Source organism: Paramesorhizobium salinisoli, from assembly GCF_003335045.1.
In the GTDB taxonomy this organism is placed as follows: domain Bacteria; phylum Pseudomonadota; class Alphaproteobacteria; order Rhizobiales; family Rhizobiaceae; genus Paramesorhizobium; species Paramesorhizobium salinisoli.
Genome location: NZ_QOZG01000008.1, coordinates 40,975 through 55,423 on the forward strand (window position 1 = coordinate 40,975; position 14,449 = coordinate 55,423).

Consider the following 14,449-nt stretch of genomic DNA (forward strand, 5'->3'; position numbering starts at 1 on the left):
ATGAATAACAACCCCGCAAGCGCCCGTGACCACCGGATGACACCCATCTCCGGCAGGTTGCACATCTTGACAGCCGAAAATGTGATATCAAGCGAAAAATCTCACGCACGCCTTGATTTAGCCGATATGCCGCAGCGCAGCAAGACAAGGGGTGATTCACCTTGCGTTATCCTTAACCCTGCCGCGAGTTCATACGGCTTCAGGCTAGCCGAAAGGCCATGGCGGCATGAAAAGTGCGGCTTCGACGGCGCGGCCGGCGGCCAGCGATTCGCTTTGCTGAGCGGGCAGCACGAGCAGCGGCAGCTTTATACCGCAGAGGGCGCGCTGCGCGCCGTCGGGATAGCGCACGGCCTCTTCAGGAGGCGCCAGATCGACCAAGAGATGGATGATAGCGGTCTTTTCATGCGCCATGGCGAACAATCCCGCGCCGCGTATCTCGATACCGCCCGCGAGCGTTTCAGGCGGCGATGCCAGAAGCCTGCCATTCGCCGCGCGCAGCACGGTGCGGTCATCCGATACAAGCGCGGCAAAGCGTCCAGCAGAGCGTTGCATGGCGATCAACGCAAATGCCAGCGCCGACTTACCGGCACCGGACGCACCGGTGATCAGGACGCCACGGTCGGCGACCAGAAGCGATGTGGCGTGAACATTCTGGAAATTGCCATTCTCGCCGATACCGCCGGCCATCACGACGCAGCCGGCAGATCGACAATGAAGCGCGCGCCGAGATAATGCTCGGGAGAGGCGGGGTCGAGGATGTTTTCTGCCGTCAGCGTGCCGCCATGCGCTTCAACGATCTGGCGGCTGATGGAAAGACCGAGGCCCGAATTCTGGCCGAAGGCTTCCGGCGAGGGCCTGTCCGTATAGAAGCGCTCGAAAATACGCTCGATATTTTCGGCGCTGATGCCGGGACCATTGTCCTCGACGAGGATTTGAACCCGATTGCCGGAATAACGGAGCGAAACGATGATCTTTCCCGTGTCGTCGGGCACGAAGGAGCGTGCATTCTCGACAAGATTTGAGACGACCTGGCTCAGCCGCAGATCATGTCCGGCAACAAAAAAGCCCTTGCGTCCCTGTGGAAGCTTGCCGACCTTCAATTCAATGTTGGTTCCCGACTTGTTTCGCTGCACTTCCTGCGCCGTGGAAACCAGATTGGTGAGAAGCGCCTTGAGATCGACCTTTTCCGAATGCTCGCGCGCCAGTTCGGCGTCCAGGCGCGAAGCATCCGATATATCGGTGATCAGCCGGTCGAGACGGCGGACGTCATGCTGGATGATATCGAGCAGGCGCTTGCGGGACTCCTCCGTCTTGGCGATCGGCAGCGTCTCGACGGCGCTGCGGAGCGAGGTCAACGGGTTTTTCAGCTCATGGCTGACATCGGCGGCGAAACTCTCGATCGCGTCGATGCGGGCATAGAGCGCATTTGTCATGTCGCGGATCGAGGTGGAGAGATGGCCCACCTCATCCTGCCGATCGGAAAAGTCAGGTATTTCGACACGGTTCTTGACGCCGTGGCGGACGCGGTCGGCGGCGGCGGCCAGCTTGCGCAACGGATTAGCGATGGTCGAAGCCAGGAACAGCGACAGGATCACCATGACAACGGAAACAACCGCAAAGACACGGAAGATCGCCTGGCGTTCGCCCTGCACGATCTTGTCGATGTCGCCGCCCTGGGTCGAGAGCAGCAGCACGCCGAGCACGGCGCGCGAACGCTGCACGGGCACGGCGACGGAAACGACCAGTTCGCCCAGATCGTTGCGGCGGGTCATCGAGGCAGGAGAACCGGTCAAGGCCTTGACCACTTCAGGGAAAGCCGCGCCATTGCCGCCCGGCTGTTCCTGATCGAGCGGTAAATTGCCGAGATAGAAGAATTGCGAAAGCCAATTGTTGAGGCGAGTGAAAAGCCCGGGCTCCTCGTCTTCCACCGGCGGAAGATCGTAGCGCAGCACCTGCCCACCCGAAACCGTTCCGCCCGAATAGGTGGAGTAGAGCTGACTCGAATCGAACAGCAGAATGGTGTTGCTGTCGTAGATGCGGGCGCGCGTGCTGGTGGGAGAGATCAGCCGCCGCAACAGCCGCGCGACACGCACCGGATCGATGGGGAATTCCCAGTTCTCGGGTGAATCGGGGGAGGGGGTGATACTTTGTCCGGCCTGAAGCTCGAGCAGTTTTTCCGGATCGATGGCGATCGAGTTGGTATCGACCGTCGCCGATGCCGCGATGGCGCCGGCGATGATCTCGCCCTGGGTCATCAGGCTCTCGATCTTGGCGTCGATCAACCCGTCGCGGAACTGGTTCAAATACATGATGCCGGAAACCAGCACCGCCAGCGCCGCCAGATTGAGAAACAGGATACGGCGCGTCAGGCTGGAAAAGAGATAGTGACCGAGCAGATGGCGCGCCGGTGAAAACAGACGGCGCAGCAGAAGCGAGCGCTGTCGGCGCGCGCGACGTTCCCTGCTAACGCCTGTGACGGCACTGTTCTCGGCTTCTGCCACCATGATGCGGATCGTGATTCCTGTTCAGCCCCCGCCTCAGGGCAAGGCGATCAGGCCTCGCGAAAGCGGTATCCAACCCCATAGAGCGTTTCGATCATCTCGAAGCTGTCGTCAACCGCCTTGAACTTCTTGCGCAGGCGCTTGATATGGCTATCGATTGTTCGATCGTCAACATACACCTGCTCATCATAGGCCGCATCCATCAGCGCGTCACGGCTTTTCACGACGCCGGGACGTTGCGCCAGGGAATGCAGGATGAGGAATTCGGTGACCGTCAGCGTCACCGGCTCACCCTTCCAGGTGCAGGTGTGGCGTTCCTGGTCCATGACCAACTGGCCACGCTCCAGCGATTTCGCCTGCTGGCCAACCGGCTTCACCGTGCCGTCGCGCGCCGCGACGCGGCGCAGGACCGCCTTGACGCGCTCGACAAGGAGGCGCTGCGAGAACGGCTTGGTGATGAAATCGTCGGCGCCCATCTTCAGCCCGAAAAGCTCGTCGATCTCGTCGTCCTTGGAGGTGAGGAAGATGACGGGCAGGTCGGATTTCTGTCGCAGGCGACGCAGAAGCTCCATTCCGTCCATACGTGGCATCTTGATATCGAAAATCGCCAGATTGGGCGGACGCGCCGTCAGGCCGTCGAGCGCAGAGGCGCCATCGGTGTAGGTCTCGACACGATAGCCTTCCGATTCGAGCGCGATGGAAACCGAGGTCAGAATGTTGCGGTCGTCATCAACGAGCGCAATCGTCTGCATTGCTGGTATCTCCCTCATGCGGCGCCTCTCCTTAAACGTCAAACCAGTCGGCAATGCGAATTCGATCGACGCGCTTGTGCAGGACAAATTAGGTACAAAATGTGGCATAGCACTTTTTCTGCCATGAAAACAAATGTTCCGACATAATACTCGTAAAGGTTGTTAATAGAGTCGACCTTCCCGCTATTGGAATTTTTAAACGATTTAATTTTTTTTGAGAATTTTTAAATCGATTATTTATTTGAAATCATTCGATTTTTCTGTTGTCAAAATTCCAGGCCAGTCAATTTGGACAGTTGAAATTGCTCAAGGACAGCCTTCCTTAAATTTTTTCGAAAGAATGGCGGAGACACAATGAAAGAGACCGGCATCCGCAATGCGGCCGCTTCCATCATCAGTTCAGGACTGAAGGATATCTCCGCAGTCTTTTACAATCTCGGGCCAGCACAGCTTTACGAGGAAGCGATTCGCCGGGGCGAGGCGGAACTCACCGCCCATGGCGCTCTGGTCGCCAGAACCGGGCAGCACACTGGCCGCTCGGCACAAGACAAGTTCATCGTTCGCGATGTCGATACCGACAATCAGGTCTGGTGGGACAACAACAAGGCGATGAGCCGCGAAGCCTTCGATACGCTCCACGCCGATTTCATCGCGCATGCTGGGGGCAAGGAACTTTTCGTGCAGGATCTGATCGGCGGGGCCGATGTCCAGTACAGCCTGCGCACTCGCGTCATCACCGAATATGCCTGGCATTCGCTGTTCATCCGCAATCTGCTGATCCGCCCTGGTGCGAGCGAACTTCTTTCCTTCGTGCCCGAGATGACCATCATCGACCTGCCATCCTTCCGCGCCGATCCCAAGCGCCATGGCTGCCGCAGCGAAACGATCATCGCGGTCGATCTCACCCGCATGATCGTGCTGATCGGCGGAACATCCTACGCGGGCGAAATGAAGAAATCCGTCTTCACCGCGCTCAACTACATCCTGCCGCCCAAGGGCGTCATGCCGATGCATTGCTCCGCCAACCAGGATTCGGACGGTGATTCGGCGATTTTCTTCGGCCTGTCCGGCACCGGCAAGACAACGCTCTCAGCCGATCCGAAGCGCACGCTGATCGGCGATGACGAACATGGCTGGGGAGCGGAAGGCGTATTCAATTTCGAGGGCGGCTGCTATGCCAAGACGATCCGGCTTTCCGCAGAGGCCGAGCCGGAAATCTTCGCCACCACGCGGCGGTTCGGCACGGTCCTCGAAAACGTGGTGCTCGACCGCGACCGCGTGCCGGATTTCAACGACGGGTCGCTGACCGAAAATACGCGCTGCGCCTATCCGCTGGATTTCATTCCCAATGCAAGCGCCACAGGGAAGGCGGGCCAGCCCAGGAACATCATCATGCTGACAGCGGATGCCTTCGGCGTGCTGCCGCCGATCGCCCGGCTGACGCCGGCGCAGGCGATGTACCATTTCCTGTCCGGCTACACCGCGAAGGTGGCCGGAACGGAAAAGGGCGTCACCGAGCCGGAAGCGACATTTTCGACCTGCTTCGGCGCGCCGTTCATGCCGCGCCATCCCTCCGAATACGGCAATCTGCTGCGCCGGCTCATCGCCGAACACGGGGTGGATTGTTGGCTGGTCAACACCGGCTGGACAGGGGGAGCCTACGGCGTGGGCAGCCGCATGCCGATCAAGGCGACCCGGGCGCTTCTGACCGCAGCCCTCGACGGATCCTTGAAGAACGCCGAATTCCGCATCGATGCGAATTTCGGCTTCGCGGTGCCGGTTGCAGTCCCCGGCATTGACACGGCCATTCTCGATCCGCGCTCCACCTGGGCCGACAAAGCGGCCTATGATGCGCAGGCGGCGAAGCTCGTTGAAATGTTCGTTGCCAATTTCGGCAAGTTCGAAAACCATGTCGATGGCGAGGTGAGGGGCGCGGCTCCCGGGTTTGCGCTCGCAGCTGAATAATTTCAGGAATCAGGGGAGAGCCCGGCGGGAAACCGCCGGGTTCTTCTGTTCCGTGAAGCCAGATTTGCTATATATGCCTCCATGGAACAAAGTCGGCACCTGATCCGCATCAATGGACGCATCTCAATCCACGAGGACGACCTCGAGGAAACGTTCATTCGAGCGGCCGGGCCGGGCGGACAGAACGTCAACAAAGTCTCGACCGCCGTCCAACTGCGCTTCCGGGCGGCGCAGGCCGGCTTGCCGGACGAGGTGTTCCAGCGGCTCGTCAAGCTTGCCGGACAACGCGCCACCAAGGACGGTGATATTCTCATCGAGGCCAACCGCTACCGCACACAGGAACGCAACCGCTCCGATGCCCGCGAGCGTCTTGTCGCGCTGGTCGCCAAAGCTGCCGAACCACCGCCGCCGCCACGCAAGAAGACAAGACCGACGAAAGGTGCTGTCGAACGGCGTCTCAAGGCGAAGTCCGGCCGTTCCGACGTTAAGAAAATGCGCGGGCGGGTCACCGGCGATTAGAGCAGTTGCTGTTCTGATTTGAACGGGGGACATAATTTAATCCTTGCCTTGCGCAAGCCCCGACGGGAAACCTCATGCTTTTCTTGGAAAACCTCTCGCTTTTCCGGAAACTGCAATGCAGTTTTCCTGAACTTGCTCGACCAACTGCTTTTCATTTTGGCATTTAAGTGCAAAATCATTGCGGGATGATTTGAAACGACCAAGGAGACTGGAAGAATGAGCATATTCGATTTTGTCAAATCAGTTGGAGCCAAGCTGGGCATGGGTGACGGTGCCCCGACGGCCGACGATTTGAAGAACGGACTCGATTCGCACAATCTCGGAACGAGCGGCGTGCAGGTGGCCGTCAATGGCGACAAGGCTGTCCTGCAAGGCAGCGTAAGCGACCAGTCGACATTCGAAAAGGCTGTTGTCGCGGTCGGGAACACGCTCGGAGTTTCCAAAGTCGATGCGTCGGGCCTGAAGGTGGGCAGCGCCGCTCCCGCCCAGGAACCGGTCTTCTATACGGTCAAGAAGGGCGACAATCTCTGGAAGATAGCAGAAGCCCAGTATGGCAAGGGCAATGGCGCGAAGAACAATCTGATTTTCGAAGCCAACAAGCCGATGCTCAGCAGTCCGGACAAGATTTATCCGGGCCAGGTGCTGCGCATTCCGCCGCTGGGCTGATTTCGGCAGGCAAGGCGCGGATTGGCATCAATTCGCGCCTGCAACGCTTGCATTCGAGTTTACGCATCATGACGGATCTGCCAACCGGTCTGCGCTATCTTCCGGACTACTTCGATCGCACGGGGCAGCAAACGCTGGTCGAAGCGATCAGAAACATCGTCACGGAAGCCCCGCTCTTCATCCCGACCATGCCTAAGACCGGGAAGGAGATGAGCGTGCTGATGACCAATTGCGGTCCTCTGGGCTGGGTTACGGACAAGGAACGCGGCTATCGCTATCAGGCAATGCATCCGGCAACGGGACGCCCATGGCCGGCTATTCCTGAAATGCTGCTGGCGCTATGGCGCGACGTTTCCGACTATCCCGATCCACCCGAAGCCTGCCTGATCAATTTCTATTCGGCTTCAGCCAAGATGGGCCTGCACCAGGACAGCGACGAAAGCGAATTCAAGGCGCCTGTGGTTTCCGTCTCGCTGGGCGATAGCTGCCTTTTCCGCGTGGGCGGCACGAAGCGGGGCGATCCGACACAATCCTTCCGGCTGAAAAGCGGCGATGTGGTCGTGCTCGGTGGCGAGGCGCGGCTCGCCTTTCATGGCGTAGACCGCATCTATCCCTCCACCTCGACATTGCTGAAGAATGGCGGACGGATCAACCTGACCCTGCGCCGGGTGACAAAGGCTTGAGACGGGAAACGACGCGTCGAAACAGAACCGCTAACGCGGGCAGATTTAAATCTTCCTCAGCGCCACTTCCTCGACCAGATGGTTGTTGCCCTTGCGCAGGATCAGGTCGGCGCGCGGGCGGGTGGGCAGGATATTCTCTTTCAGATTCTTCAGATTGATATTGTTCCACAGCCCGTCGGCCATGGAGAGCGCGGCCTCCTCGGAAAGCTGGGAGTAGCGGTGGAAGAAGGACTGCGGGTCGCGGAAGGCGGTCTCTCGCAGCCGCATGAAGCGGTCGGCATACCATTTGCGGATCTGCGCGGTTTCCGCATCGATATAGATGGAGAAATCGAAGAAGTCGGAGACGAAAGGCACCATCTTGCCGTCCTCGGGCAAATCGCGGACCTGCAGCACGTTGATGCCTTCGAAAATCAGGATATCGGGGCGATCGATGGTGACATGTTCGCCGGGGACCACATCATAGGTCAGGTGCGAATAGACGGGAGCGCGGACATTGCTCATCCCCGCCTTGATCGAGGAGAGAAAACGCAGGACAGCACCGACATCGTAGCTGTCTGGAAACCCCTTGCGCTCCATCAAGTTTTCGGCGCGCAGGACGGCATTGGGATAGAGAAAGCCGTCGGTCGTCACCAGATCGACCTTGGGGCTGGAGGGCCAGCGGGCGAGAAGCTCTTTCAGAACGCGTGCGGTCGTTGATTTTCCGACCGCGACCGAACCGGCGATACCAATGATGAACGGCGTCTTCACCGCATCGTCCATGTTGAGGAATTGCTGGCGCTGGCGGAACAGAAGCTGGCTAGCCTCGACATGGGCCGAGAGAAGCCGCGACAGCGAGAGATAGATGCGTCGCACCTCGTCGAGGTCGATCGGGTCGCCCAGCGAGCGCAGCCGCTTGACCTCGTCATAGGTCAATGTCAGCGGCGTATCGGCACGAAACTCCGCCCATTCATCCGCTGAAAACAGGCGATAGGGCGAATATTTGCTGGGGCTGAGCTGATCCATGGATTCCCACATGAGAGCGCGACTCAGGAGGTCTTGCGTCCGGCCTTTTCCTCAAGGCCGGATTGCGTGGTGCGCCGTTCCAGTTCAGCCAGAACAGTTGAAAGCTCGACGCCGGAAATCTTCCAGACGACCAGGAGATGGTAGAGGAGGTCGGCGCTTTCGGCGACGACGCCGTCCTTGTCCCCGGATACGGCAGCGATCACCGTTTCAACAGCTTCCTCGCCCAGCTTCTGGGCGGCCTTGGCCGTGCCCTTGGCAATGAGGCTTGCCGTATAGGACGAACCGTCCGTGGCGCTGGCGCGTTCCGCTACGATGCGCTCCAAATCCCCAAGGGTGAAATCAGTCATCTGTCCTCCCGCCCGGATTGGACGCGCTCGGATAAGGCATTCGATCATCTGGGATCATGCGGTGGGATCGAGCCGCATGGGAATTCCAGCTTCCGCCATATAGCGCTTAGCCTCACCGATCGTATAGGTGCCGAAGTGAAAAATCGATGCGGCGAGAACCGCCGTCGCGTGGCCATCGCGAACGCCCGATACCAGATGATCGAGATCGCCGACGCCGCCCGAAGCGATGACCGGCGCACGGACGGCATCGGCAACGGCCCGCGTCAGCGCGATATCGTAACCAGCCTTGGTGCCGTCGCGGTCCATCGAGGTCAGCAGGAGTTCTCCCGCGCCGAGATCAACGACCCTTTGAGCGAATTCGATGGCATCGATGCCTGTCGCCTGGCGCCCGCCATGGGTGAATATCTCCCAGCGGTCCGCCTCGCCGGGCGCGGAAACCTTCTTGGCGTCGATCGCCACCACGATGCACTGGTTGCCGAACTTGTCGGCGGCCTCGGCGACGAAATCCGGATTTTTCACCGCTGCGGTATTGATCGACACCTTGTCGGCGCCGGCCAGCAGGAGCTTGCGAATATCGGAAACGGCCCGCACTCCGCCACCGACGGTCAGCGGCATGAAACATTGCTCCGCCGTGCGCGCCACCACATCGAAGATCGTCTCGCGATTTTCGGAGGAAGCGGTGATGTCGAGAAAGCAGAGCTCGTCCGCGCCGGCGGCATCATAGGCCTTCGCCGCCTCGACCGGATCGCCCGCATCGATCAGATCGACAAAATTGACGCCCTTGACGACACGGCCGTCCTTGACGTCGAGACAGGGGATAACGCGAGCTTTAAGGGTCATGCCGCACGCTCCTTTGCCTGGCGCAACATTGCCAGTGCTTCTGCCGGATCGATGCGCCCGTCATAAAGCGCGCGGCCACTAATGGCGCCTTCGAGCTTGGTAGCAAATGGCTTTGTCATGCGTCGGATATCCTCGATCGAGGCTAGGCCACCGGAGGCTATGACGGGGATGGAGACCGCATCGGCCAGTGACAAGGTGGATTCCCAGTTGATCCCGGCCAGGACGCCGTCCCGGTCGATATCGGTGTAGATGATCGCCGCGACGCCTGCGCCTTCGAATTTTCGGGCAAGCTCGATGACGCCGAGCTCGGAGGCTTCGGCCCAGCCCTCGACGGCGACCTTGCCGCCCTTGGCGTCGATCCCGACGGCGATCTTGCCGGGAAACTTTTTGCAGGCTTCGATGACCAGTGCCGGATCGCGCACAGCGACGGTGCCAAGGATGACGCGCGCCAGCCCCTTCGACAGCCAGCTTTCGATATGCGCAAGCGTGCGGATGCCGCCGCCGAGCTGTACAGGGTTCTTCGTCGCCTTGAGGATCGCCTCGACCGCCGCGCCATTAACGCTCGTGCCAGCGAATGCGCCGTTCAGATCGACCACATGCAGCCATTCGAAACCCTGCTCCTCGAAGGTTTTTGCCTGCGCGGCGGGGTCGGAATTGTAGACAGTCGCCTGTTCCATGTCGCCAAGCTTCAGGCGCACGCACTGGCCGTCTTTCAAATCAATGGCGGGAAAGAGGATCATGGCTTCCACTTCAGGAAATTGGCGATGAGGGCCAGGCCGAGCGCCTGGCTCTTTTCGGGGTGGAACTGCGTGCCCGCCAGATTGCCATGCGCGACGGCGGCGGTGATCGGGCCGCCATAATCCGTGGTCGCCAGGATGTCACCGGGATTTTCGGCATCGAGCATATAGGAATGGACGAAATAGGCGTGCAGCCCGTCCGGACCGGTCCTGATCCCCTCGAACAGCGGATGGGAATGTTTCACGTGAATCGTGTTCCAGCCGATCTGCGGTATCTTCAGGGCTGGGTCCGACGGCGTCATCTCGCGCACGTCGCCCTTGATCCAGCCAAAGCCTTCCGTGATCGTCTTTTCCAGTCCGCGTGACGACATCAGTTGCATTCCGACGCAGATACCGAGGAAGGGGCGGGCTTTTTCGATCGCCACTTCCCGCACGGCCTCAGCCATACCTTGCACGGCGTCGAGCCCGCGACGGCAATCCGCATAGGCGCCGACGCCCGGCAGGACGATGCGATCTGCCGTCCGCACCCGCTCGGCGTCGGCGGTGAGTTCGATCTCAGCATCGACGCCGCTTTCGCGAGCGGCGCGCTCAAAGGCCTTGCTTGCGGAGCGAAGGTTGCCGGAGCCGTAATCGATGATGGCGACACGCATGGGCTCAGTTTCCTCTGGGGTAGCCGACGAGGCCGACCGTTCCGCCCGGCGGGGAGAAGACGGGAAGAGCCGGCCTTTCGGCCCGCGCGGCGGGAACAGGGGTCGCGGTCGATGTCTCATTGCCAGAAACATCTTCCGCGAAATAGCGGATTTCAGCCTCGGCCCGATCAGATGCCTCGATCACGCCCTTTTCGGTATAGCCACGGCGTCGGAGCGCAGCGAGGCGCCAGTTGCTGCCTTCCAACGCGACCAGTATCGATACCAGAAAAGACAGGACAGCGGCGGGGGCTCCGATATTCCAGTGTTCGCCGGCCAATCCCAATGCAACGGCTGCAGCAAGAACGAGCGCCGCCTCGAACCAAAGCCTGTAGATCAGGAGCCATGGGAAAGGCAGGATAAGCGCCATGACCGAGAAGCCGTCTCGGACGAAAAGGGTTCGTTCCGCCGCATTCGCGCCGGCTTTTGCCTTTCGTGCTTCCGGAGGCTCCATGATGACGAAGCTTGCCATGACTCAATTCCTTCGATTCAGCAGGACCTGCTCCGAAAACCGATGTCGGCTTTTCGGAAATCCTGCTTAGCCCTTCAGCGTTCCCTTGGTCGAGGGGATCGCGTCCTTCTGGCGCGGGTCCGTCTCGATCGCCATCCTGAGCGCGCGCGCGACTGCCTTGAAGCAGGTCTCGGCGATATGGTGATTGTTGGCGCCATAATGGTTGGCGACATGCAGCGTGATCCCTGCATTCTGCGCCAGCGCATGGAAGAACTCGCGCACCAGCTCGGTATCAAAAGTACCGATCTTCGGAGCCGAGAATTCCACCTGCCAGACGAGGAACGGTCGGCCAGACACATCAAGGGCGGCGCGCGTCAGCGTCTCGTCCATGGCAAGGTCGATCGAGGCATAGCGCATGATGCCGCGCCGCTCACCCAGCGCCTTGGCGATAGCCTGGCCGATGGCGATACCGGTATCCTCGACGGTATGGTGATCGTCGATATGCAGATCGCCTTTGGCGGCAATCTTCATGTCGATCAACGAATGGCGCGAAAGCTGCTCCAGCATATGGTCGAAGAAGCCGACCCCGGTGACGATGTCGAATATACCGGTGCCGTCCAGATCGACCGAAACGGCGATGCTGGTTTCCTTCGTCGTGCGTTCGACCGACGCAACGCGGCTGCTGCTCGAGGCCATGATCATTCTCGCTGCCTGTTTATCTGGTCCGGGTTCTAGAACAGGTCCAGGATTTTGCCAAACGCTTTGATCAGGCAGGATGAACGACACAAGTTTGCATTTCGTTCATCCGATCATACATAGATTGTGAATATGGGGCCCACATTGCCGCCGCTGAAGGGGCGTGAGGGCCTGCAATTAGGAGCTTCACATGATCGAACACAATCCCACCACCATTTACGGCACCACTATCGTCACCATCCGCAAGGGCGGAAAGGTGGTGATCGCGGGCGACGGACAGGTTTCGCTCGGTCAGACGATCATGAAGGGCAATGCCCGCAAGGTGCGCCGCATCGGCAAGGGCAATGTGATCGCCGGTTTCGCGGGCGCGACCGCCGATGCCTTCACGCTTCTCGAAAGGCTCGAAGCCAAGCTCGAACAATATCCTGACCAGTTGATGCGCGCGTCGGTCGAGCTTGCCAAGGACTGGCGCACCGACCGCTATCTGCGCCGTCTCGAGGCGATGATGCTCGTCGCCGACAAGCAGGTGACGCTGGCGCTGACCGGTACGGGCGATGTGCTGGAGCCGGAACATGGGGTGATGGCGATCGGCTCCGGCGGCAATTATGCGCTCGCCGCGGCGCGCGCGCTCATCGATACAGATATCGATGCGGAGGAAATCGCCCGCAAGGCGATGCAGATCGCGGCCGATATCTGTGTCTACACCAACGGCAACATCATCATCGAAACCCTCGATGCCGAACAAGCCTGAAGAGATCGGCTTCGTGCCCGTGGAGCCTGGCCATTATCCGATGCTGCGGAAGTGGCTCACCGAACCGCATGTCAGGGAATGGTGGGGCGATCCCGAGGAAGAGATGGGCTTCATCCGCGACATGGTGGAAGGGCGCGATACGACCCGGCCGTTCATCATGACGCTGAATGGCGCGCCGCTCGGCTATATCCAGTATTGGTTCCTGGGGCACCACCAGAACGACCAGTGGACGAAGGAGCATCCCTGGCTCAAGGAACTGCCGCCGGAAACGGTTGGCGTGGACCTTTCCATAGGCGATCCGGCGAAGCTGTCCATGGGCATCGGCTCGCGGGCTCTCGGGGCATTCGTCCGCAAGCTCCGCGATGAAGGTCATGAAACCATCATCATAGACCCGGATTGTGAGAACATGCGCGCCGTGCGTGCTTACGCGAAGGCCGGCTTCAAGCCCGTTCCCCATCTGCAGGGCCGTACGGGCGACACCCTGATCATGCAATACTCCCATCACCCAAACGAGAATCCGATATGACCAATTTTTCCCCCCGCGAGATCGTTTCCGAACTCGACCGCTTCATCATCGGCCAGAAGGACGCCAAGCGCGCCGTGGCCATCGCGCTGCGCAACCGCTGGCGCCGGCAGCAGCTCGAAGGGCAGATGCGCGAAGAGGTCATGCCGAAGAACATCCTGATGATCGGCCCCACTGGCGTCGGCAAGACGGAAATCTCGCGTCGGCTTGCCAAGCTCGCGGGCGCGCCGTTCATCAAGGTAGAGGCGACGAAATTCACCGAGGTGGGCTATGTCGGCCGCGATGTCGAACAGATCATCCGCGATCTGGTCGAGGTCGCCATCGGCCTGGTGCGCGAGAAGAAGCGCGACGAGGTCAAGGCCAAGGCGCATCTCAACGCGGAGGAACGCGTGCTCGATGCCCTCGTCGGCAAGACAGCGAGCCCGGCGACCCGCGATTCCTTCCGCAAAAAGCTGCGCGACGGGCTGCTTGACGACAAGGAGATCGAGGTCGAGGTTGCCGACACCGGTTCCGGCATGCCCAATTTCGAGATACCGGGAATGCCCGGCGCCAATATCGGCGTGCTCAATTTGAGCGATATGCTGGGCAAGGCGATGGGTGGACGCACCAAGCTGCGCAAGACGTCGGTGAAAGAGTCCTACGCGCTGCTCATCAATGACGAGTCTGACAAGTTGCTCGATCAGGAACAGGTCGTGCAGGAAGCGTTGCGTTCCACCGAGGATGACGGCATCGTCTTTCTCGACGAGATCGACAAAATCGCGGCGCGGGATGGCGGCGGCGGAGCCGGCGTTTCGCGCGAAGGGGTTCAACGCGATCTGCTTCCGCTGGTCGAGGGCACCACGGTCGCAACGAAATATGGGCCGGTCAAGACGGATCACATCCTGTTCATCGCCTCTGGCGCGTTCCACGTCTCCAAACCCTCGGACCTGCTTCCCGAGCTCCAGGGTCGCTTGCCGATCCGCGTTGAGCTCAACGCGCTGACGCGCGAGGATCTCCGCCGCATCCTGACCGAAACCGAGGCGAGCCTGATCAAGCAATATATCGCGCTGCTGGCGACGGAAGACGTGACGCTCGAAATTACCGACGATGCCATCGATGCCCTGGCCGACATCGCCGTCGATCTCAATTCCAGCATCGAGAATATCGGCGCTCGGCGATTGCAGACGGTGATGGAACGCGTGCTCGACGAGATCTCGTTCTCGGCTCCTGACAAGGGGGGCTCGTCCTTTTCCGTCGATGCGGAATATGTGCGCGAGCGGATAGGCGATCTTGCCAAGAATTCTGATCTGTCGCGCTTCATCCTGTAGAACGATCGGCACAGGGCGAAGCA

17 protein-coding genes are annotated in these 14,449 nt (G+C 60.1%); 7 read left to right on the plus strand and 10 right to left on the minus strand.

What is annotated here, in order from left to right:
- Positions 1-204: 204 nt before the first annotated feature.
- Genes DUT91_RS18090 through DUT91_RS18100 form a run of 3 tightly spaced genes read right to left on the minus strand, consistent with a single transcriptional unit; the run spans position 205 to position 3,271 of the window.
- Positions 205-687: an HPr kinase/phosphorylase gene (locus DUT91_RS18090; RefSeq protein WP_114441911.1), complete on the minus strand. Its 483-nt coding sequence runs from the start codon at positions 685-687 to the stop codon at positions 205-207.
- Positions 687-2,504 carry a sensor histidine kinase gene (locus tag DUT91_RS18095; RefSeq protein WP_114441912.1) on the minus strand — a complete coding sequence of 606 codons (1,818 nt, stop codon included), beginning with the start codon at positions 2,502-2,504 and terminating at the stop codon, positions 687-689. Before DUT91_RS18095 ends, DUT91_RS18090 begins: the two co-directional genes overlap by 1 nt.
- A gap of 47 nt (positions 2,505-2,551) precedes the next feature.
- Positions 2,552-3,271 carry a response regulator transcription factor gene (locus DUT91_RS18100; RefSeq protein WP_199194729.1) on the minus strand — a complete coding sequence of 240 codons (720 nt, stop codon included), beginning with the start codon at positions 3,269-3,271 and terminating at the stop codon, positions 2,552-2,554.
- A 336-nt stretch (positions 3,272-3,607) separates the two neighbouring features.
- Between DUT91_RS18100 and DUT91_RS18105 the strand changes: the two genes are divergently transcribed.
- The 4 genes from DUT91_RS18105 to DUT91_RS18120 all read left to right on the plus strand — a co-directional run bounded on the left by DUT91_RS18105 (position 3,608) and on the right by DUT91_RS18120 (position 7,086).
- Entirely contained in the window at positions 3,608-5,218 is a 1,611-nt protein-coding gene (locus tag DUT91_RS18105; protein ID WP_114441913.1) for a phosphoenolpyruvate carboxykinase, read from the plus strand.
- An 81-nt stretch (positions 5,219-5,299) separates the two neighbouring features.
- Complete coding sequence (gene arfB / locus DUT91_RS18110; protein WP_114441914.1) at positions 5,300-5,737, plus strand: alternative ribosome rescue aminoacyl-tRNA hydrolase ArfB; 438 nt, start codon at positions 5,300-5,302, stop codon at positions 5,735-5,737.
- 216 nt (positions 5,738-5,953) lie between these two features.
- Positions 5,954-6,403 (plus strand): peptidoglycan-binding protein LysM, encoded by a 450-nt coding sequence (gene lysM, locus DUT91_RS18115; protein ID WP_114441915.1) that lies wholly within the window; start codon positions 5,954-5,956, stop codon positions 6,401-6,403.
- A gap of 68 nt (positions 6,404-6,471) precedes the next feature.
- Complete coding sequence (locus tag DUT91_RS18120; protein ID WP_114441916.1) at positions 6,472-7,086, plus strand: alpha-ketoglutarate-dependent dioxygenase AlkB family protein; 615 nt, start codon at positions 6,472-6,474, stop codon at positions 7,084-7,086.
- 45 nt (positions 7,087-7,131) lie between these two features.
- On the opposite strand, the gene coaA is transcribed toward DUT91_RS18120, so the two are convergent.
- The 7 genes from coaA to hisB all read right to left on the minus strand — a co-directional run bounded on the left by coaA (position 7,132) and on the right by hisB (position 11,845).
- Positions 7,132-8,100: a type I pantothenate kinase gene (coaA, locus tag DUT91_RS18125; RefSeq protein WP_200835014.1), complete on the minus strand. Its 969-nt coding sequence runs from the start codon at positions 8,098-8,100 to the stop codon at positions 7,132-7,134.
- A gap of 11 nt (positions 8,101-8,111) precedes the next feature.
- A complete protein-coding gene (locus DUT91_RS18130) occupies positions 8,112-8,435 on the minus strand; it encodes a phosphoribosyl-ATP diphosphatase (RefSeq protein ID WP_114441917.1) in 324 nt (107 codons plus the stop codon).
- A gap of 54 nt (positions 8,436-8,489) precedes the next feature.
- Positions 8,490-9,275 carry an imidazole glycerol phosphate synthase subunit HisF gene (gene hisF, locus DUT91_RS18135; RefSeq protein ID WP_114441918.1) on the minus strand — a complete coding sequence of 262 codons (786 nt, stop codon included), beginning with the start codon at positions 9,273-9,275 and terminating at the stop codon, positions 8,490-8,492.
- Entirely contained in the window at positions 9,272-10,015 is a 744-nt protein-coding gene (gene hisA, locus DUT91_RS18140; protein WP_114441919.1) for a 1-(5-phosphoribosyl)-5-[(5-phosphoribosylamino)methylideneamino]imidazole-4-carboxamide isomerase, read from the minus strand. The genes hisF and hisA overlap by 4 nt, the downstream gene beginning before the upstream one ends.
- Positions 10,012-10,662 carry an imidazole glycerol phosphate synthase subunit HisH gene (hisH, locus tag DUT91_RS18145; RefSeq protein ID WP_114441920.1) on the minus strand — a complete coding sequence of 217 codons (651 nt, stop codon included), beginning with the start codon at positions 10,660-10,662 and terminating at the stop codon, positions 10,012-10,014. Before hisH ends, hisA begins: the two co-directional genes overlap by 4 nt.
- Positions 10,663-10,666: 4 nt before the next feature.
- A complete protein-coding gene (locus DUT91_RS18150; RefSeq protein ID WP_114441921.1) occupies positions 10,667-11,170 on the minus strand; it encodes a DUF2628 domain-containing protein in 504 nt (167 codons plus the stop codon).
- 66 nt (positions 11,171-11,236) lie between these two features.
- The gene (hisB, locus tag DUT91_RS18155; RefSeq protein ID WP_114442091.1) at positions 11,237-11,845 is read right to left on the minus strand and encodes an imidazoleglycerol-phosphate dehydratase HisB; all 609 of its coding nucleotides are present in this window, start codon (positions 11,843-11,845) and stop codon (positions 11,237-11,239) included.
- Between the two features lie 190 nt (positions 11,846-12,035).
- Here hisB and hslV point away from each other — a divergent pair, with 190 nt between their 5' ends.
- The 3 genes from hslV to hslU are packed head-to-tail and all read left to right on the plus strand — an operon-like array spanning position 12,036 to position 14,426.
- Positions 12,036-12,596: an ATP-dependent protease subunit HslV gene (gene hslV, locus DUT91_RS18160; RefSeq protein ID WP_114441922.1), complete on the plus strand. Its 561-nt coding sequence runs from the start codon at positions 12,036-12,038 to the stop codon at positions 12,594-12,596.
- The gene (locus tag DUT91_RS18165) at positions 12,580-13,122 is read left to right on the plus strand and encodes a GNAT family N-acetyltransferase (protein ID WP_114441923.1); all 543 of its coding nucleotides are present in this window, start codon (positions 12,580-12,582) and stop codon (positions 13,120-13,122) included. The genes hslV and DUT91_RS18165 overlap by 17 nt, the downstream gene beginning before the upstream one ends.
- Positions 13,119-14,426, plus strand: a complete 1,308-nt coding sequence (gene hslU / locus DUT91_RS18170; protein WP_114441924.1) for an ATP-dependent protease ATPase subunit HslU — start codon at positions 13,119-13,121, stop codon at positions 14,424-14,426. Before DUT91_RS18165 ends, hslU begins: the two co-directional genes overlap by 4 nt.
- Positions 14,427-14,449 lie beyond the last annotated feature (23 nt).